This is a genomic window from Pseudomonas koreensis, assembly GCF_036668835.1.
In the GTDB taxonomy this organism is placed as follows: Bacteria; Pseudomonadota; Gammaproteobacteria; order Pseudomonadales; family Pseudomonadaceae; genus Aquipseudomonas; species Aquipseudomonas koreensis_I.
Window position 1 is genome coordinate 114,852 of record NZ_JAZEVW010000008.1, and the last position, 19,617, is coordinate 134,468.

General features: G+C 61.6%; 16 protein-coding genes. 6 read left to right on the forward strand and 10 right to left on the reverse strand.

Annotated elements, in window-relative coordinates; translation table 11 throughout:
• Positions 1-34: 34 nt before the first annotated feature.
• From tldD to mreB, 8 genes are all read right to left on the reverse strand, one after another.
• Positions 35-1,477: a metalloprotease TldD gene (tldD, locus tag V6F91_RS21320; protein WP_093104683.1), complete on the reverse strand. Its 1,443-nt coding sequence runs from the start codon at positions 1,475-1,477 to the stop codon at positions 35-37.
• Positions 1,478-1,481: 4 nt separating this feature from the next.
• Positions 1,482-2,342, reverse strand: a complete 861-nt coding sequence (locus V6F91_RS21325) for a carbon-nitrogen hydrolase family protein (RefSeq protein ID WP_332767906.1) — start codon at positions 2,340-2,342, stop codon at positions 1,482-1,484.
• A gap of 58 nt (positions 2,343-2,400) precedes the next feature.
• Positions 2,401-6,204 carry a YhdP family protein gene (locus tag V6F91_RS21330; RefSeq protein ID WP_332767908.1) on the reverse strand — a complete coding sequence of 1,268 codons (3,804 nt, stop codon included), beginning with the start codon at positions 6,202-6,204 and terminating at the stop codon, positions 2,401-2,403.
• Between the two features lie 75 nt (positions 6,205-6,279).
• Positions 6,280-7,737: a ribonuclease G gene (gene rng / locus V6F91_RS21335; protein ID WP_332767910.1), complete on the reverse strand. Its 1,458-nt coding sequence runs from the start codon at positions 7,735-7,737 to the stop codon at positions 6,280-6,282.
• Positions 7,738-7,795: 58 nt separating this feature from the next.
• Positions 7,796-8,392, reverse strand: a complete 597-nt coding sequence (locus V6F91_RS21340) for a nucleoside triphosphate pyrophosphatase (RefSeq protein ID WP_332767912.1) — start codon at positions 8,390-8,392, stop codon at positions 7,796-7,798.
• 37 nt (positions 8,393-8,429) lie between these two features.
• A complete protein-coding gene (mreD, locus tag V6F91_RS21345; protein WP_090281766.1) occupies positions 8,430-8,921 on the reverse strand; it encodes a rod shape-determining protein MreD in 492 nt (163 codons plus the stop codon).
• Positions 8,921-9,979 (reverse strand): rod shape-determining protein MreC, encoded by a 1,059-nt coding sequence (mreC, locus tag V6F91_RS21350; protein WP_423815348.1) that lies wholly within the window; start codon positions 9,977-9,979, stop codon positions 8,921-8,923. Before mreC ends, mreD begins: the two co-directional genes overlap by 1 nt.
• 353 nt (positions 9,980-10,332) lie before the next feature.
• Positions 10,333-11,370 carry a rod shape-determining protein MreB gene (gene mreB / locus V6F91_RS21355; RefSeq protein WP_002555108.1) on the reverse strand — a complete coding sequence of 346 codons (1,038 nt, stop codon included), beginning with the start codon at positions 11,368-11,370 and terminating at the stop codon, positions 10,333-10,335.
• Between the two features lie 211 nt (positions 11,371-11,581).
• Here mreB and gatC point away from each other — a divergent pair, with 211 nt between their 5' ends.
• The 6 genes from gatC to V6F91_RS21385 all read left to right on the forward strand — a co-directional run bounded on the left by gatC (position 11,582) and on the right by V6F91_RS21385 (position 16,800).
• Positions 11,582-11,869 carry an Asp-tRNA(Asn)/Glu-tRNA(Gln) amidotransferase subunit GatC gene (gene gatC / locus V6F91_RS21360; RefSeq protein WP_007976465.1) on the forward strand — a complete coding sequence of 96 codons (288 nt, stop codon included), beginning with the start codon at positions 11,582-11,584 and terminating at the stop codon, positions 11,867-11,869.
• 16 nt (positions 11,870-11,885) lie between these two features.
• Positions 11,886-13,337: an Asp-tRNA(Asn)/Glu-tRNA(Gln) amidotransferase subunit GatA gene (gene gatA / locus V6F91_RS21365; RefSeq protein WP_332767918.1), complete on the forward strand. Its 1,452-nt coding sequence runs from the start codon at positions 11,886-11,888 to the stop codon at positions 13,335-13,337.
• Positions 13,338-13,347: 10 nt separating this feature from the next.
• A complete protein-coding gene (gene gatB / locus V6F91_RS21370; RefSeq protein ID WP_332767920.1) occupies positions 13,348-14,793 on the forward strand; it encodes an Asp-tRNA(Asn)/Glu-tRNA(Gln) amidotransferase subunit GatB in 1,446 nt (481 codons plus the stop codon).
• Positions 14,794-14,943: 150 nt separating this feature from the next.
• Positions 14,944-15,315: a septal ring lytic transglycosylase RlpA family protein gene (locus V6F91_RS21375; RefSeq protein ID WP_332767922.1), complete on the forward strand. Its 372-nt coding sequence runs from the start codon at positions 14,944-14,946 to the stop codon at positions 15,313-15,315.
• Between the two features lie 46 nt (positions 15,316-15,361).
• Positions 15,362-16,423: a calcium/sodium antiporter gene (locus V6F91_RS21380; protein WP_332768111.1), complete on the forward strand. Its 1,062-nt coding sequence runs from the start codon at positions 15,362-15,364 to the stop codon at positions 16,421-16,423.
• A complete protein-coding gene (locus V6F91_RS21385) occupies positions 16,420-16,800 on the forward strand; it encodes a carboxymuconolactone decarboxylase family protein (RefSeq protein ID WP_332767924.1) in 381 nt (126 codons plus the stop codon). Before V6F91_RS21380 ends, V6F91_RS21385 begins: the two co-directional genes overlap by 4 nt.
• 45 nt (positions 16,801-16,845) lie before the next feature.
• Here the strand turns inward: V6F91_RS21385 and V6F91_RS21390 are convergent, their stop codons facing one another.
• Together V6F91_RS21390 and garD are read right to left on the reverse strand one after the other, a co-directional pair.
• On the reverse strand, positions 16,846-17,787 hold the full coding sequence (locus V6F91_RS21390; RefSeq protein WP_332767926.1) for an AEC family transporter: 942 nt from the start codon (positions 17,785-17,787) through the stop codon (positions 16,846-16,848).
• 267 nt (positions 17,788-18,054) lie between these two features.
• The gene (gene garD, locus V6F91_RS21395) at positions 18,055-19,608 is read right to left on the reverse strand and encodes a galactarate dehydratase (protein ID WP_332767928.1); all 1,554 of its coding nucleotides are present in this window, start codon (positions 19,606-19,608) and stop codon (positions 18,055-18,057) included.
• Positions 19,609-19,617 lie beyond the last annotated feature (9 nt).

The window sequence follows — 19,617 nt, forward strand, 5'->3', positions numbered from 1 at the left end:
CCGCCCTGCGCGCCACCCGAAGCTCCATCACTTCTTACGCGCCCGTGCCACCCACGGTGATCGCATCGATTTTCAGCGTCGGCTGGCCTACACCCACCGGCACCGATTGCCCATCCTTGCCGCACGTGCCGACACCGCTGTCCAGCGCCAGATCGTTACCGACCATCGACACCCGGCTCATCGCCTCGGGACCGTTGCCGATCAACGTCGCGCCTTTGACCGGTGCAGTGATCTTGCCGTCCTCGATCAGATACGCCTCGCTGGTGGAGAACACGAACTTGCCGCTGGTGATGTCAACCTGACCGCCGCCGAGATTGGCGCAGTAGATGCCTTTCTTCACCGAGGCGATGATTTCCGCCGGATCGCTTTCACCGCCGAGCATGTAAGTGTTGGTCATGCGCGGCATCGGCAGATGCGCGTAGGACTCGCGACGGCCGTTACCGGTACGGGCCACGCCCATCAGACGCGCGTTGAGTTTGTCCTGCATGTAACCCTTGAGCACGCCGTTCTCGATCAGCGTGGTGCACTCGGTCGGTGTGCCTTCGTCGTCGACACTCAGCGATCCGCGGCGGCCGCTCAAGGTGCCGTCGTCGACGATGGTGCACAGCTTCGACGCAACCATTTCGCCCATGCGCCCGCTGTAGGCCGAACTGCCCTTGCGGTTGAAATCGCCTTCGAGACCATGACCGACCGCCTCGTGCAGCAGCACGCCGGACCAGCCCGAGCCGAGCACCACCGGCAGAGTGCCGGCCGGCGCCGGAATCGCTTCCAGATTCACCAGCGCCTGACGCAGCGCCTCACGGGCGTAGCCCATGGCGCGGTCTTCGGCGAGGAAATAGCGGTAGTCGGTACGCCCGCCACCGCCATGCCCACCGCGCTCGCGACGGCCGTTCTGCTCAACGATGACGCTGACGTTGAAGCGCACCAGCGGCCGTACATCAGCGGCCAGGCCACCGTCAGTGGACGCCACCAGAATCCGCTCCCAAACCCCGGCCATGCTCACGCTGACCTGCTGGATACGCGGATCGAGCGCTCGCGTAGCGACGTCGATACGCTTGAGCAGCTCGACTTTCTCGGCGCGGCTGAGCACTTCCAGCGGGTTGTCCGGCGCGTACAGTTGCGCCACATCCTGGGTGCTGAACGCCTGCACCGTGCCGTTCTGTCCGGCACGCGAGATCGAACGCGCCGCACGGGCAGCGGCGCCAAGGGCTTCGAGGGTGATCGCATTGCTGTAGGCGAAACCGGTTTTCTCACCGGACTGCGCACGTACGCCGACGCCCTGGTCGAGGTTGAAGCTGCCTTCCTTGACGATGCCGTCTTCCAGCGCCCAGGATTCGGAAATCTGGCCCTGGAAATACAGATCGGCGGCATCGATGCCGGGGCCGGCCAGATCGCCGAGTACGCCTTGCAGGCTCTCGATCGTCACGCCGCCGGGCGCCAACAGGTGATCACTGACTGAGGACAACAACTCGCTCATGGGTTTACGCCTTAAATTCGTGTTCTGAAGCAGGCCGCTGAGCGCCCTGCGAGAAAAACCGCCGATGATTCGTCACCGGCATGCGCGCCCGGATGGACGCTTGTTCATTCATGTCGCGTTCGGCCAACAACACCGCTTCGCCTTGATCCTGACTGGCCAGCACGCGTCCCCACGGGTCGACGATCGCTGCATGGCCGAAGGTTTCCCGCGGCCCCGGATGGGTTCCACCTTGCGCCGCGGCCAGCACGTAGCACTGAGTCTCGATGGCCCGCGCGCGGATCAATACGTCCCAATGCGCCGCGCCGGTTACCGCAGTAAACGCCGACGGCGCGCTGATCAACTCGGCACCCGCCGCACGCAATTCGCTGTACAGCTCGGGGAACCGCAAGTCGTAACATACCGTCAGACCGAGCCGGCCCACTGGCGTGTCAGCCACTACCACATTGCTGCCATAAGCATAGTCATCGGATTCGCGGTAACGCCCGCGATTGTCGGCGACATCGACATCGAACAGGTGCAGCTTGTCGTAGCGGGCAACGATTTCGCCCTGATCATTGATCAGCAGCGAGCAGGCATGCGCCCTGGACGTCGGCTGATCCACCGGCGGCAACGGCAACGTGCCGGCCACTATCCATAAGGTGAGGTCGCGGGCGGTCTGTTTCAACCATGGCAGGATCGGCCCACCGCCCAGCGCTTCGGCGCGACCGATATCAGCGACATCGCGACGGCCCATCGCAGCGAAGTTCTCCGGCAGCACCGCCAGCTTCGCGCCGCCGGCCGCGGCCTGTTCGAGCAGACGCCGGGCCTGAGCCAGATTGCCCAGCACGTCGCTCTGGCTGACCATTTGAATCACCGCTAAAGACATGGCGAACTCCCAATGAGGTATTTGGCCATGCTACTCCATCGCTTCAAGACCGGGCCGCTCAAAAAGGCTTGTCGAAAGTGATTTTCGGCTCCTTCCATGGGCCTTTGACCGTGTATTTGACACTGGCGAAGCGCGCCACGCGGTCACCGATCAGCTTGTCGATCAGGAACAAGGCGCCACCGACCGCCGGTGCGCCGACGATCAACGCTGCAATCGGCAGGTTGTTGGTCACCGGCAAGGTCACCAGCAATTTCGCATCGACCTTGTCGTCCACCAGATCGAGGGTGCCGTCCAGTTCGAGGTTGCTCGACGGACCGGTCAGGCGAATCGGCTCACGGGTCACATATACGCCGTTGTTTGCCACCAGCAGGCCTTTGACCCGGTCATAACTCAAGCCTTTGCCGAACAGGTCGGAAAAGTCCAGGCGCAAGCGGCGGCCGATCGAGTTGAAGTTGAGCAGACCGAACACGCGCAAGGCCTGTGCGCCGCCCTCAACTTCGACAAACTGGCCCTTGTTCAACGAGGCATCCAGTGTGCCGGAGAACCGCTTGGTCGCCAGCCAGGCCGGCGACCCCGGCCAGCGGCCGTCGACGTCCATGTGGAATTCTTCGCTGGTCACGCTCGGTGCGAAACCCCAGCCCTTGAGCACGTCGGCGAGATTCTTGCCGCCGATACGCCCCTTGTACCAGCTGCTGGTTGAACCCGGCGTGCCCTCCCAGCCACCGTTGCCTTGCAACAGAATGCCCTTGAGGCCCATGTCGAGATTGTTCAGGGCGATGCCCTTGGCAGTCGGGCGAATTTTCAGCGACCAACCACCGACCAGATCAGGCCCAAGGAACAATTGGTTGAGGGTGATATCCAGCGCCGGAATTTTCGTCGGATCGACCGAAGCCAGTGGATCAGGCGCATTCTCGTCAGCCTGTACCGCCGGGTCCGGCGCCGGCAGTTTCACGTATTGCAGATTGACCGCGATCGGCACGCCTTTGGCGTCCGGCAGGCTCGCCGTGCCTTTGGCCTGCTGACTGTCGAGGGCCAGATTCCATGCCGCAGACTTGCGATTGAGCTGAACCGATGCCTGGTCCAGAGTTGTGCCCATGGCGGTGAGCTTGCCGACCTTGAAGTCCGCGCTGTTAAGCAATTGCCTGGCGCTGCCGCCCGGATCCTGCCCGGCGTACCGGTTGACCAGATCCTGCCAGGGCGCGACGTCCAGTTCCGACAGCACGCCACGAACGCGCAAGCCTTTGGCGCCCGGCAGCACGGCTTCGCCGGCACCGAGGAACAACTCGCCACGGCCCTCGGCGAAATTGCTCGGCGGCGCGGCGAAGGTGAAGTTGGCCAGTTGATCGTAGTTGACCCAATAACGCCGTTCCTCCCCCTGCAAGGTCATGCGAAATACAGTGTCGCGACCGACATCCGCCGCCATGCCGAACGGCGCCGGCAGATCCACCGCCACGCCTTTGAGATTCGAGCTGACCATCAACTGACTGTCGACGCCGTCCAGATTCAACTGCAACTGATAGGGAATCGTACCGGACACTGGCAACGGCTGGGTCACGCCCAGCCAGTCCGTGAGTTTCCTGACTTCGACCTGCCCCGTCGCAGCGACCCGGGTCTTGAGCTTGCCCGGGCTGCCATCGGCGAAAATCTGCGCGGTGACGGGTTTGTCGAACGCCCGCGCAGCGATGTTCTGCCCGCTCAGGCCTTTGGCGCTGTCGAAGCGGAAATCGCCTTTGAGTTGCGTCAGCTCCAGTTTCGGCTCGGCCAGTTTCAGGCGGGCGTTGGCGGTCTTGAAGTCGACAAGGATCTTCGGTTGCTCGCCCTTGGCCAGCGGCACGTCGAGTTTGAGCTTGCCGGTGAGATTACCCGCACCTTCCCAACCGGCAAACGTATCGGCGGTGCCGATTGGCGCTTCCTGGAGGATTTTCAGCCCGTCGCCCAAGCCACCGGCAAACGCGCCATCGAGCAACAGGTGGGTGTTTTGCCCCGCCGGCACATGGGGAATATTGACGAAGACATCGCTGACCTGGGTCTCCAGCAACTGGCCCTTGTCGGCCCAGATCCGCACGCCACTGTCCTCGATGAACACATCGCCACTGACCTTGCTCACATGCGGCCAGCCCGGCTGAAAGGCCAGTTCGGCGTCGTGCACCTTGAAGAACAGGCTGATGCTGCGATCGGCCTCCCCGGCATTCTTGCTCAGCGAGCCCTGATACTGGAAAAAACCCTGATCGACCGCGCCTTTGAGTATCGCCGTGCGCAACCATTCGTCGAGCGCCGGGCTGAGCACTGCCGGCAGATATTTAGCGGTGTAACGACCATCGCCCTCGACCAGGCCGACGCGCAGGTCCATGTAGTCTTCCTGGCTGTGATCGAAGTGCAGGCGAATCAGGAAGTCGCCGGCAATCTTGCCCTCCTCGCCCAGCACCTTCAGGTACGGCGCGATCAGGGTGAAGCCGTCCTTGTCGAGCTTCCAGGTCAGCCGGGCGTTGGCTTGCAGGTATTGCCAGGGCTTGGCGAAGATCGGGTCGAGGTGCAGGACAAAGTCCTTGCTGTCCAGACGCAACTCGCCGCCGTCGAGATTGCCGCTCAGGCTGCCGCTGACATTTCGCGCCGCCGGTGCGCCGTGATAGGCATCGAAACCCACATTATCGAGGTTGGCGGCGAAACCGAATTTAGTGCCGTCGGTGGCGTTCGGGCGGAAGTCCAGCAGGACATTGCGCAAGCCGCCAGTCACCTTGAGCCGCTCGACTACCGTGGCGAAACCCTGCGGCAACGGCCCCAGCGCGTTCAGCAACGGGGTGATCGGCGTCAGGTCGAGGCGATCGGCCTGCAAATGCCAGAGTTCTTCGACCTTGTCGGTCGCGCGAGTCTGTTGCACCTGCACGCGCGACTCCCAACGGGTTTCGCCGAAGCTCATCGCCAGCGAATCGAGGATCACGCTCGCGCCCTCGGTGCTGTTGCGGTAGTAGGCGTTGAGCGCGAGATTGTTGATCTGGATCGGCTTGCGCTCGGCGTAGGCACCGGTGATTTGCGGAGAGTTCAGGCGCAACGCCGCGCTTTGCAGAGTGCCCTCGGCCCAGTTCACCCAGAGTTCGCCGCCGGCCTTGATCTCGGAAAAATTCCATTGCTGGGTCAGGCGCTCGGGCAGCCACTTCGACCAGTCGCTCTGCGGCAGGCTGGCGTAACCGTCGACCGTGCTGTTCTGCCATTGCTCCGGGCGCAGCCGCGTGCGCAAGTTCAGCGCCACAGGCTGGCCGTCCGGCAAGGTCAGGCGCGCATCGAGACGCTGGCGACTGGTGCCGGTTTTCAGATTCAGCCCGACATAGGTCAGGGTCATCGGCGGGTGATCGAGCGGCTGCAGGGTGACCTGGCTGTCGAGGATCGACAGTTGCTGAATCATCTGGGAACGCTGGAACAGTTGTGCGGCATCAAACGGCTGATCGTTCTGCACTGGCAAACCTTCCAGCGCCCACTTGCCGTCTTCGCCTTCCTTGAGGCTGATCTTCAGGCCATTGAATTCAAGATGTGCGATGCGCACTTCGCGGGCAAGCAGACTGGCCCACAGATCCGGCACCGCGCGTACCCGGTCCAGACGCAGCGCGTTGGCGCCGCTGCCGACCATCACGTCATGCGCCAGCAGGATCGGCGCAAAACCGCTCCAGTTGCCCTCCAGCTCGCCGATCTGCAACGGCATGCCGAGGGCGGCACTGGCCTTGTCTTCGATATCGGTACGGTATTCGGCCACGAGGGGCGTCAGCTCGCGGCCGAGACTGACATACAACGCCATCATCACCAGAACCAACGCGCACAGGCCCAGCCCCCAACGGGTGAGTGCGGCCAGAATGCGTGTCAGACGCTCCATGTCAGGTGGCTCCCATGGCGAAAATACTGCGAAAAGCTGAGGCCAGCCGCGGTGGATTAAGCGTGATGCAGGGGTTCAGAGCAGCACCACGTCATATTGTTCCTGGGAATACATGGTTTCCACCTGGAAGCGTATGGTGCGGCCGATGAACCCTTCAAGCTCGGCGACGTTACCGGATTCTTCATCTAGCAGGCGATCGACCACCTTCTGATTGGCCAGCACCCGATAGCCCTCGGCCTGATAGGCGCGGGCTTCACGCAGGATCTCGCGGAAGATCTCGTAACAGATGGTTTCCGCGGTTTTCAGCTTGCCCCGGCCCTGACAACTGCTGCACGGCTCGCAGAGCACTTGCTCAAGGCTTTCGCGAGTTCGCTTGCGGGTCATCTGCACCAGGCCCAACTCGGTGATCCCGATGATGTTGGTCTTGGCGTGATCACGCTCCAGCTGTTTGTCCAGCGTACGCAGCACCTGACGCTGATGCTCTTCATCTTCCATGTCGATGAAATCGATGATGATGATCCCGCCGAGATTACGCAGACGCAGTTGCCGGGCAATCGCGGTCGCCGCTTCGAGGTTGGTCTTGAAAATGGTTTCTTCGAGATTGCGATGACCAACGAACGCCCCGGTGTTGACGTCGATGGTGGTCATGGCTTCCGCCGGATCGACCACCAGATAGCCGCCGGATTTCAGCGGCACCTTGCGCTCGAGGGCTTTCTGGATTTCGTCTTCGACGCCGTACAGATCGAAAATCGGTCGTTCGCCCGGATAATGCTCCAGACGATCAGCGATTTCCGGCATCAGCTCGGCGACAAATTGCGTGGTCTTCTGGAAGGTTTCCCGAGAATCGATGCGAATCTTCTCGATTTTCGGGTTGACCAGATCGCGCAGGGTGCGCAACGCGAGGCCGAGGTCTTCGTAAATCACCTTGGGCGCGGCGATGGTTTTGATCTGTTCGTTGATCTGGTCCCACAAGCGCCGCAGGTAACGGATGTCCATGAGGATTTCATCGGCACCAGCGCCTTCGGCCGCGGTACGCAGAATGAAGCCACCCGCTTCCTTGATGCCTTCTTTGGCCACGCAATCGCTGACCACCTGCTTGAGGCGTTCGCGCTCGGCTTCGTCTTCGATTTTCAGCGAAATACCGACGTGAGCCGTGCGTGGCATGTACACCAGATAGCGCGACGGGATCGACAGTTGCGTGGTCAGGCGCGCGCCCTTGGAACCGATCGGATCCTTGGTTACTTGCACCACCAGGCTCTGGCCTTCGTGCACCAGCGAACTGATGCTTTCGACCGCCGGGCCTTCGCGCAGGGAAATTTCTGCGGCGTGAATGAACGCCGCACGGTCCAGACCAATGTCGACGAATGCCGCCTGCATGCCCGGCAATACGCGCACGATCTTGCCTTTATAGATGTTGCCGACGATCCCGCGTTTTTGCGTGCGCTCAACGTGGACTTCTTGCAGCACACCGTTTTCGACCACCGCCACGCGCGATTCCATCGGCGTGATGTTGATCAGAATCTCTTCACTCATGGCAGGATCTCGTTCAGGCATGTTCACGATAATGGCCGCATCTGGATGGGTACGACGCTTATGGCGCGTTCAGGTTTTGCCAACAGGGTATGCCGAAATGGCCCAACACCTCGCAGGTTTCGCAAACGGGCAAGCCGACCACGGCCGAGTAGCTGCCATTGAGGCCGGCAACGAACACCCCGCCGAGGCCTTGAATGCCATAACCACCGGCCTTGTCCTGCGGTTCACCGCTGGCCCAGTAGGCGGCGGTTTCCTCGCGACTGATCGGGCGAAAGCGCACCAGACTGCGCACCACCCGCGACTCGCAGCGTTCGCCTTCGAGCACGGCGATGGCGGTCAGCACTTCATGCTCCCTGCCGGACAACATCATCAGCATGGCGCATGCGTCGGCTTCGTCCACCGGTTTGCCAAGAATTTTGCCGTCGAGCACCACCGCGGTGTCGGCGCCCAGTACGCAGAAGCGCTGAGCGGACACGACGCTGCGGCGCCCGGCTTCAGCCTTGCCGCGCGCGAGGCGTTCGACATAGGCCGAGGGCAATTCTTCAAGTAAAGGAGTTTCGTCGATGTCCGCGCTGATGGCGGTGAACGCCACGCCGATCTGCGTGAGCAATTCACGCCGGCGCGGCGATCCGGAGGCGAGGTAAAGCGGCTTCATCAAAACATCTCCCTGTTCAGTGCCCTGCTTCACCGGCTCAATAGATTCTGTAGCGTCGGCACAATCCGCGTAGGGCGAAACTGACCCACGGCCAGAGCAAGGCACTGACCAACGCTGGCAGGACCAGGGCGAGGGTTGGCTGGCGGTTGCCGGTCAGGGCGCTGAGCCACAGTTGGGCCAATTGCGCGAGACCGAAAATCACCAGGATCACCAGGCACTGCTGCCACATCGGAAACATGCGCAGACGCTGCTGCAACGACAGCACCAGGAAAGTAATGAGTGTGAGGATCAACGCGTTCTGCCCGAGCAGATCGCCTTGCAGCACGTCTTCGGCCAGGCCCAGACAGAACGCCGTGACCATGCCGACCGTGTGCGGCATGTACAGCGCCCAGAACGTTACCAGCAAGGCCAGCCAGAGCGGGCGCAGGATTTCCATGAAAATCGGTAACGGCGATACGCTGAGCAGAATGCCGATGACAAAAGTCAGCCAGATCATCCAGCCATTCCCCGAAGCTTTGGCCCCGACCATTATTCTCGTCCCCCGGTGGTGGCTGGCGGTTTCGCCGGTGGTTTTGTCGCTGCCGGTGGTTTGGCCGCGGCTGGCGGTTTGCTCGCCGCAGGCTTGGCAGGTGTCGCGACAGGCGCGGCTGCGGCTGCAGGTGCCGTCGTTTCGCTGGCAGGCGCAGCAGCCGGGGTTGCCGGCGTGGCCATGATCAAGGGCTTGGGTATGTTGACCGGCAACATCGGACCGCCACCGTGGGCATCGAGCTGCTCCTGGGCCTGGGCGGCTTCGTTGGCGCGCTCTTCAGCGGTGCGGCTGTCGCTGAATACCAGCAGCAGATAGCGGCTGCGATTCAACGCGGCGGTCGGCACGGCACGGACAATGGCGAACGGTTGGCCGGAATCGTGGATGACTTCCTTCACCGTGGCCACCGGGTAACCGGCCGGGAAACGCTGGCCGAGACCAGAGCTGACCAGCAGATCGCCTTCCTTGATATCCGCGGTGTCGGCGACATGGCGCAATTCCAGACGTTCCGGGTTGCCGGTGCCGCTGGCAATCGCGCGCAGACCGTTACGGTTGACCTGGACGGGAATGCTGTGGGTGGTGTCGGTCAGCAGCAATACACGCGAGGTGTAAGGCATCAACTCGACCACCTGGCCCATCAGCCCGCGCGCATCGAGCACCGGCTGGCCCAGGACCACGCCATCGCGCTCACCTTTGTTGATGATGATGCGATGGGTGAAGGGATTGGGGTCCATGCCGATCAACTCGGCCACTTCGACCTTTTCATTGACCAGCGCGGAGGAATTGAGCAACTCGCGCAGCCGAACGTTCTGCTCGGTCAGGGCGGCAAGCTTTTGCATGCGGCCCTGCAACAGCAGGTTTTCGGTCTTGAGTTTTTCGTTTTCAGCGACGAGCTCGGTGCGGCTGCCGAACTGACTGGCGACCCCTTCCCACAATCTGCCGGGCAGATCGGTGATCCAGTAGGCGTCCATCAGCACCAGCGACGCTTGTTTGCGCGCGGGCTTGAGCAGGTCGAAACGCGCATCGACCACCATCAGCGCGACCGACAGCACGGCCAGCACCAACAGGCGCACGCCCAACGAAGGGCCTTTGGCGAAAAGCGGTTTAATAAGCCGCTCCTCCCAGGCAAATGTTCTGTTTATTCATACGGCATCAAACCGGCCTGGATGAAGACTGACAGAAGATAAACGCCAACAGGCAGCACTGCAAAGTGCTGCCTGTGCGTTCACCCACGTATTGCACCCAGCGTATCAAATGGTGTGAAAGCGTAGCGAGCGACGGCAAGACAAGGCAAAAACAGGCGAGGAAGCAGAGTTTACGAGCTGTAAATCAGCATTCCGAGCCTGTTTTTAACGCAGTATTGCGCGCGTAAAGCCGAAGGCTCCCAGCCCTGAGTAGCTTTCACGCCGTTTGATTATTCGCTGGAGAGCAGATCCATGGTGTGCTTATCCATCATTTCCAACGCACGGCCACCGCCGCGAGCTACGCAAGTCAGCGGATCTTCGGCAACGATTACCGGCAGACCAGTTTCTTGCGCCAGCAGCTTGTCGAGGTCACGCAGCAACGCGCCACCACCGGTCAGCACCAGGCCACGCTCGGCGATGTCGGACGCCAGTTCCGGCGGCGACTGCTCCAGCGCGCTTTTCACGGCCTGAACGATGGTTGCCAGCGACTCTTGCAGAGCTTCCAGCACTTCGTTGGAGTTCAGGGTGAATGCGCGAGGAACGCCTTCGGCCAGGTTGCGACCGCGAACATCGACTTCGCGAACTTCGCCGCCCGGGTAGGCCGTACCGATTTCCTGTTTGATGCGCTCAGCGGTGGATTCACCGATCAGGCTGCCGTAGTTGCGACGTACGTAAGTGATGATCGCTTCGTCGAAACGGTCGCCGCCCACACGTACGGATTCGGCATAAACCACGCCGTTCAGGGAGATCAGTGCGATTTCAGTGGTACCACCACCGATATCGACCACCATCGAACCGCGCGCTTCTTCGACCGGCAGGCCGGCACCGATGGCAGCGGCCATTGGCTCTTCGATCAGGAATACTTCACGGGCACCGGCACCAAGGGCCGATTCACGGATGGCGCGACGCTCAACCTGAGTGGATTTGCATGGAACGCAGATCAGCACACGAGGGCTGGGCTGCAGAAAACTGTTTTCGTGAACCTTGTTGATAAAGTATTGCAGCATCTTTTCGCAGACGCTGAAGTCGGCGATCACGCCGTCCTTCATCGGACGAATGGCCGCAATGTTGCCCGGCGTACGGCCGAGCATGCGCTTGGCTTCGGTGCCGACAGCGACGACACTTTTCTGGTTACCGTGTGTCCGAATGGCCACAACCGATGGCTCATTCAGGACGATACCGCGCTCGCGCACGTAAATAAGGGTGTTGGCAGTGCCCAGGTCAATGGAGAGATCGCTGGAAAACATGCCACGCAGTTTCTTGAACATGGGAAAGGGACCCTAGGCAACGCGTGGGTAAAAAAGTGCGGCAAACTCTAACAACGACAGGGATTTTGGGCAAGGCGCCAATATGTTAAATTGGCCGCTTTTCTGTGCACCAAGCCCCACAATCGCGGCCTTATGACCGTAGAAGTGCGGTAGTGTTCCGACAATCTAACACACGGACGCCGTCCGTTCTGTTTTCCACAGGAGAATCCCGATGGCGCTAGAACGCTCCGACGTGGAAAAAATCGCTCATCTGGCCTGCCTTGGCCTCAATGATGCCGATCTTCCACACATTACTTCCGCCCTCAACAGCATTCTTGGTCTGGTCGACGAAATGCAGGCTGTTAATACCGACGGAATCGAGCCTCTGGCCCACCCGCTGGAAGCCAGTCAGCGCCTGCGCGCCGACGTTGTGACCGAGACCAATAACCGCGAGGCCTACCAGTCCATCGCACCAGCGGTCGAAAACGGCCTGTATCTGGTTCCGAAAGTCATCGACTAAAGGGAAAGAGCCTGCAATGCATCAAATGACTCTGGCCGAGATCGCCCGCGGTCTCGCCGATAAAAAGTTTTCCTCCGAAGAGCTGACCAAGGTCCTGCTGGCGCGTATCACCCAGCTCGACCCGCAGCTCAACAGCTTCATCAGCCTCACCGAAGAGCTGGCCCTCGAGCAGGCGAAAGCCGCCGACGCGCGCCGGGCCAACGGTGAAAGCGGCGCCCTGCTCGGCGCGCCGATCGCCCACAAAGACCTGTTCTGCACCCAGGGCATTCGCACCAGCTGCGGCTCGAAGATGCTCGACAACTTCAAGGCGCCGTACGACGCCACCGTGGTGGCGAAACTGGCGGCTGCCGGCGCCGTGACCCTGGGCAAGACCAACATGGACGAATTCGCCATGGGTTCGGCCAACGAGTCGAGCTGGTACGGCGCGGTGAAAAACCCGTGGAACCTGGAACACGTACCGGGCGGTTCGTCCGGTGGTTCGGCGGCGGCAGTTGCCGCGCGTCTGTTGCCCGCGGCGACGGCCACCGACACTGGCGGTTCGATTCGTCAGCCGGCGGCATTCACCAACCTCACCGGCCTGAAACCGACCTACGGTCGCGTTTCGCGCTGGGGCATGATCGCTTACGCCTCCAGCCTCGATCAGGGTGGCCCGTTAGCGCGCACTGCCGAAGACTGCGCAATCTTGTTGCAAGGCATGGCCGGTTTCGATCAGAACGACTCCACCAGCATCGATGAGCCGGTTCCGGATTACTCCGCCAGCCTCGGCGATTCGCTGCAAGGCCTGCGTATTGGCGTGCCGAAGGAATACTTCAGCGCCGGTCTCGACCCGCGTATTGCCGATCTGATCCAGAACAGCATCCAGCAGTTGCAGAAGCTCGGCGCGGTAATCAAGGAAATCAGCCTGCCGAACATGCAGCACGCCATTCCGGCGTACTACGTGATCGCCCCGGCAGAAGCCTCTTCGAACCTGTCGCGTTTCGACGGCGTGCGTTTCGGCCATCGCTGCGAGAACCCGGAAAACCTGATCGATCTGTACAAGCGTTCCCGTGGCGAAGGCTTCGGGCCTGAAGTGCAGCGCCGGATCATGGTCGGTGCCTACGCGCTGTCCGCCGGTTACTACGACGCCTACTACCTGAAAGCGCAGAAGATCCGCCGCCTGGTGAAGAACGATTTCATGGCGGCGTTCAATGAAGTCGACATCATCCTCGGCCCGACCACGCCCAACCCGGCCTGGAAGCTCGGCGCGAAGAACAGCGACCCGGTCGCTGCCTATCTGGAAGACGTCTACACCATCACCGCCAACCTCGCCGGCCTGCCGGGCCTGTCGATGCCGGCCGGTTTTGTCGACGGTCTGCCGGTGGGCGTGCAATTACTTGCGCCGTATTTCCAGGAAGGTCGCCTGCTCAATGTGGCGCACCAGTACCAGCTCAACACCGACTGGCACACCCGCACCCCAACCGGCTTCTGAGGAGACACACATGCAATGGGAAGTCGTGATCGGGCTGGAGATTCACACTCAGCTCACCACCCGGTCGAAAATCTTTTCCGGTAGTTCCACCACCTTCGGCTCCGAGCCGAACACCCAGGCCAGCCTCGTAGACCTGGGCATGCCCGGCGTGCTGCCGGTGCTCAACCAGGAAGCGGTGCGCATGGCGGTGATGTTCGGTCTGGCGATTGACGCCGAGATCGGTCAGCACAACGTGTTCGCGCGCAAGAACTATTTCTACCCGGACCTGCCGAAGGGCTATCAGATCAGCCAGATGGAATTGCCGATCGTCGGCAAAGGCCACCTGGACATTGCCCTGGAAGACGGCACGGTCAAACGCGTCGGCATCACCCGCGCGCACCTGGAAGAAGACGCCGGCAAGAGCCTGCACGAAGAATTCAACGGCGCCACCGGCATCGACCTGAACCGTGCCGGTACGCCGCTGCTGGAAATCGTTTCCGAGCCGGACATGCGCAGCGCCAGGGAAGCCGTGGCTTACGTCAAGGCGATCCACGCGCTGGTGCGTTATCTGGGCATCTGCGACGGCAACATGGCCGAAGGCTCGCTGCGTTGCGACTGCAACGTCTCGGTCCGTCCGAAAGGCCAGGTTGAGTTCGGTACCCGCTGCGAGATCAAGAACGTCAACTCGTTCCGCTTCATCGAGAAGGCGATCAACTCCGAGATCCAGCGTCAGATCGAACTGATCGAAGACGGCGGCAAAGTGATCCAGCAGACCCGTCTGTACGATCCGAACAAGGACGAGACCCGTCCGATGCGCTCGAAAGAGGAAGCCAACGACTACCGTTACTTCCCCGATCCGGACCTGCTGCCCGTGGTCATCGAAGAGTCGTTCCTCGGCGAGGTGCGCGCCACCCTGCCGGAACTGCCGCCGCAAAAGCGCGAACGCTTCCAGAGCCAGTTCGGTCTGTCGGCCTATGACGCCAACGTACTGGCCACCAGCCGGGAGCAGGCGGACTACTTCGAGAAGGTCGCGGCCATCGGCGGCGACGCCAAACTGGCGGCGAACTGGGTGATGGTCGAGTTGGGCAGCCTGCTCAACAAGCAAGGCGTGGACATCGACGAATCGCCGGTTTCCGCCGAACAGTTGGGCGGCATGCTGCAGCGCATCAAGGACAACACCATCTCCGGCAAGATCGCCAAAGTGGTGTTCGAAGCGATGGCCAACGGCGAAGGCAGTGCTGACGAGATCATCGAAAAGCGCGGCCTCAAGCAAGTCACCGACACCGGCGCGATTTCCGCCGTGCTGGATGAAATGCTCGCGGCCAATGCCGAGCAGGTCGAACAGTATCGTGCGGCGGATGAAGCCAAACGCGGCAAGATGTTCGGCTTCTTTGTCGGCCAGGCCATGAAAGCCTCCAAAGGCAAGGCCAACCCGCAGCAAGTGAACGAACTGCTGAAAAGCAAGCTCGAAGGCTGACCACAAATGGAGCCAGATCCAAAGCCTGGCTCCATCCCTTGTGGGAGCGAGCCTGCTCGCGAAAGCGCCCTGACATCCGACACCGATGTTGAGACTGACGGCCCCTTCGCGAGCAGGCTCGCTCCCACATTTGTATTCGGGAAACCTTGAATGAAGCGTTTGTTCGCCAGTTGCGCCCTGCTCTCCCTGCTGGCCGGTTGCGCCAGCACCGACACCATCGACCCGCACGGTTACGACCAGAGCGGCGTCGCCTCCTATTATGGAGCCAGACACCACGGTAAACGCACCGCCAGCGGCGAAGCGTTCAACCAGCATTCCCTGACTGCCGCTCACCGCCAGTTGCCCTTCGGCACGCGAGTGAAAGTCACCAATTTGAAAAACGATGAATCGGTGGTGGTTCGCATCAACGACCGCGGCCCGCACACCCGTGGCCGGCTGATCGACTTGTCGCGCGAGGCCGCCGAGCAGATCGGCATGCTGCGCAGCGGCACCGCGCGGGTTCGCGTACAAGCCCTCGATTAATGGAGCGCCGACCATTTTCGGATTAGCCGACCTACCCCTGATCAGCCTGATCGAACTCGTCGCCGGCCTGTGCCTGCTGATCTTCGGTGCCGAACTGATGGTGCGCGCGGCGGTGCGCCTGGCGGCACGCCTGCATGTACGCCCGCTGATCATCGGCCTGACCATCGTCGCCCTCGGCAGCAGCGCACCGCAAATGGCCGTCAGCCTGCAGGCAGCGCTGGCGCACAACCCGGATATCGCCGTCGGCAGCGTGGTCGGCAGCAGCATCTTCAATATCCTCGTCACGCTCGGACTGTCGGCGCTGATCATTCCGCTGCGCGTTTCGCGTCAACTGGTGCGACTCGATATCCCGCTGATGATCGGCGCCAGCGTGCTGGTGTTTCTGCTGGCCTGGAACAAAGAGATCGGCCGCTTCGACGGCATGTTGTTGCTGGCTGCTCTGGCGCTGTACCTCGGCCTGCTGTTGCGCCAGTCGCGCCACTCGACACGGCCGCATTCCGAGCAACCTGCCGTCGCCCAGGCGTCGTGGTTCGGCAGTTTGCTGATGATCAGCGTCGGGCTGGCGATGCTGGTTTTCGCCGCGCATCTGTTGCTGGGCGCCGCGGTTGTGGTCGCCACCGACCTGGGTTTCTCTGAGCGAGTGATCGGCCTGACTGTGGTCGCGGTCGGTACTTCATTGCCAGAACTGGCCACCTCGCTGATCGCCGCACTGCGCGGGCAACGCGATATCGCCGTCGGCAATGTAATCGGCGCCAACCTGTTCAACCTGCTCGGCGTGCTGGGCCTCACCGCGCTGATCGCACCGACGCCACTGTCGGTCTCGCCGAATGCGCTGGATTTCGACCTGCCGGTGATGCTTGGCGTTGCGGCGCTGTGCCTGCCGGTGTTCTATTCCGGCTACCGCGTGACCCGCGCCGAAGGTTTGCTGTTGCTCGGTTTGTACCTGGTCTACGGGCTGCATGTGGTGTCGTTCACCACCGGCATGCCGTTGGCCGGCCGACTCGAGCGACTGATGCTGTTTTACGTCTTGCCGCCGCTGTTGATGTTTTTGTTGTTCACATCGATACGCGCTTGGCGCCGCCAACATCACAAGAAGGATATGCCATGACCGAAGCGAAGCAGTCCGGAGTTGAAATCCGCCGTCAGGTAATGGGCGACGCGTTCGTCGATCGCGCGCTGGGCAACGCCACCGAGTTCACCCAACCCTTGCAGGATTTCGTTAATGAGCACGCCTGGGGCGGGGTGTGGAATCGCGAAGGCCTGCCGCTGAAAACCCGCAGCCTGATCACCCTCGCCGCGCTAACCGCACTGAAGTGTCCGCAAGAGCTGAAGGGCCATGTGCGCGGCGCGTTGAACAATGGCTGCACGGTGGAGGAGATTCGTGAAGCGCTGCTGCATTGTGCGGTGTACGCCGGCGTGCCAGCGGCGATCGATGCGTTTCGCGCGGCGCAGGAAGTGATTGATACCTACCAGAAACCTGAGTGACCGCCTGCTCGCGAAGAGGTCCTGCCAGACACTGCATGTCTTTGGTCAGATCCACCCGCCCCACTGCAACACAAAAATCCCGACGTTGGTTGTGATCGCTGCCATCAACGTGGTCATCACAATGATCGCCGCTGCCAACTCATGATTGCCCTGCGCCGCCCGCGCCATGACGAAACTCGCCGCGGCCGTCGGGCTGCCAAAGTACAGAAACAGAATCCCCAGCTCCGCCTCGCGAAAGCCCCATAGCCACGCGCCCAGCGTCGCCAGCACGGGTAAGCCGACCATTTTCACCAGACTGGAACTGAGCGCCATCTTGCCGCTCTTGCGCAGCGCCGCCAGCGACAGCGTGCCACCGATGCAGATCAGCGCCAGCGGCAATGTGGTCTGTGCCAGATACTGGCCCGAGGTCTCCAGCCAGCCCGGCAAACCAATCTTGAAATAGGCAAACGGCGCCGCGGCGATCACGCTGATGATCAGCGGGTTGCTGAACACACTTTTACAGATGCTCCACGGGTCAGACTTGATCACCGGGCTGTAGACCGCCAGGACGATGGTCGACAGGGTGTTGTAGAACAGAATCACCAGTGCCGCGAGAATCGCCCCGAGGGAAATCCCGTAATCGCCGTACATGCTCGCCGCGAGTGCCAGACCGATCACGCCGTTATTGCCGCGAAACGCGCCTTGGGTGTAGATGCCACGATCTTCGCGCGGACAACGGAAAATCGCCCAGCCCCAGGCCACGGCAAAGCTCACCAGGGTGGCGAGGGAGAAGTAGATCAGCAGAGACGGTTGCAGGGCGGCATGCAGGTCCGCATGCAGAATGCCGAGAAACAGCAGCGCCGGCATGGTCACGTTGAACACCAGCGACGAGGCGGTGTGGATGAAGTTGTCGTTGATCCAGTCGATGCGCTTGAGCAGCACACCGAGAAACAGCATGGCGAATACCGGCGCGGTGATGTTCAGGGTTTCGAGGAAGATTGCCAGCATGCCGGGAGTGCCTTGGGTGAGCGTCGATTAGAGGGCAATGATAAGCCAAAAGCTTTAAAAGCCCCTCACCCTAACCCTCTCCCGGAGGGAGAGGGGACTGACCGAGGTGTCGTGCTGCATTACATCGACCTGCAAAATCGAGTCGACTATGGATTCAACACAGCGCTTGCAGGTCGATGTACTTCTGAAATATCCCCGGATCGGCCCCCTCTCCCCCCGGGAGAGGGCTGGGGTGAGGGTAGCTGTTGACCGCACTCCCCCAAACCGTCAGGTAATCGGCGCGGGGTTGAACAAGGTGATGTCGTTATGCAGCTTGTGCTTCTCCGCCCAGGTCTGTTGCTTGCCGCTCGCCACATCCAGATAGTAGTGAAACAGCTCCCAGCCCAATTCCTCGATGGTCGCGCGCCCGGTAGCAATCCGCCCGGCATCGATGTCGATCAGATCCGGCCAACGCTGCGCCAGTTCGGTTCGCGTCGAGACCTTGACCACTGGCGCCATCGCCAACCCGTAAGGCGTGCCACGCCCGGTGGTGAACACATGCAGGTTCATCCCGGCCGCCAGTTGCAACGTGCCGCAGACAAAATCGCTGGCCGGCGTCGCACAGAAAATCAAACCCTTCTGCTTGAAGCGCTCGCCCGGGCCAAGCACGCCATTGATCGCGCTGCTGCCCGACTTGACGATCGAACCCAACGACTTCTCGACAATGTTCGACAAGCCGCCCTTCTTGTTGCCCGGCGTGGTGTTGGCACTGCGATCGGCCTCGCCCTTGGCCAGGTAACGGTCGTACCAGTCCATTTCGCGCACCAGCTCTTCAGCCACGGTTTGCGTTTGCGCGCGAGAGGTCAGCAGATAGATCGCATCGCGCACTTCGGTGACTTCGGAAAACATCACCGTCGCCCCGGCACGCAGCAACAGATCCGAGGCAAAACCCAGCGCCGGGTTGGCAGTGATGCCGGAGAAAGCATCGCTGCCGCCGCACTGCATGCCCAGAATCAGCTCGGACGCCGGCACGGTTTCGCGGCGGCGCTGGTCGAGTTTCTTCAAACGGACTTCGGCCAGCTCCATGATCTGCTCGATCATTTCGGTGAAGCCGTGGCTGGAGTCCTGCAAGCGATACAACCACGGATCGCTGAGATCGACCGACGCATCGTCCTCGTGCATCACCTGTCCGGCTTGTAATTTCTCGCAGCCCAGGCTGATCACCAGCGCCTCGCCGCCCAGGTTCGGGTTGCGCGCCAGATTACGCACGGTGCGGATCGGAATGTAGGCGTCGGTGGCGGTGATCGCCACGCCGCAGCCGTAGCTGTGGGTCAGTGCTACCACGTCATCGACGTTCGGGTACTTGGGCAGCAGCTCTTCCTTGATCTTTTTCACCGCATGATCAAGCACGCCGGTGACGCACTGCACGGTCGTAGTGATGCCGAGAATGTTGCGCGTGCCGACGGTGCCGTCGGCGTTGCGATAACCCTCAAACGTGAAGCCCTCCAGCGGCGCCTGCGCGTCCGGCACGTCGGTGGACAGCGGCAAGCTGTCCAGCGGCGGCGCGGTCGGCATGCGCAGTTGATCTTCCTTGACCCAACTGCCGCGACGGATCGGCTGCAAGGCATAACCGATGATCTGCCCGTAACGAATCACCGGGCCGCCCTCGGGAATATCCTCCAGGGTGACCTTGTGGCTCTGCGGGACGAAATCCACCGTCACCAGGCCATCGGCAAATTCGGTACCGGCCGGTACACCCTGGTCGTTGACCACCACTACAACGTTGTCCCGCTCGTGCAGGCGGATGTAGCGCGGCGAGTCGGAATGTTCAATCAACTGCATGACGCCGCT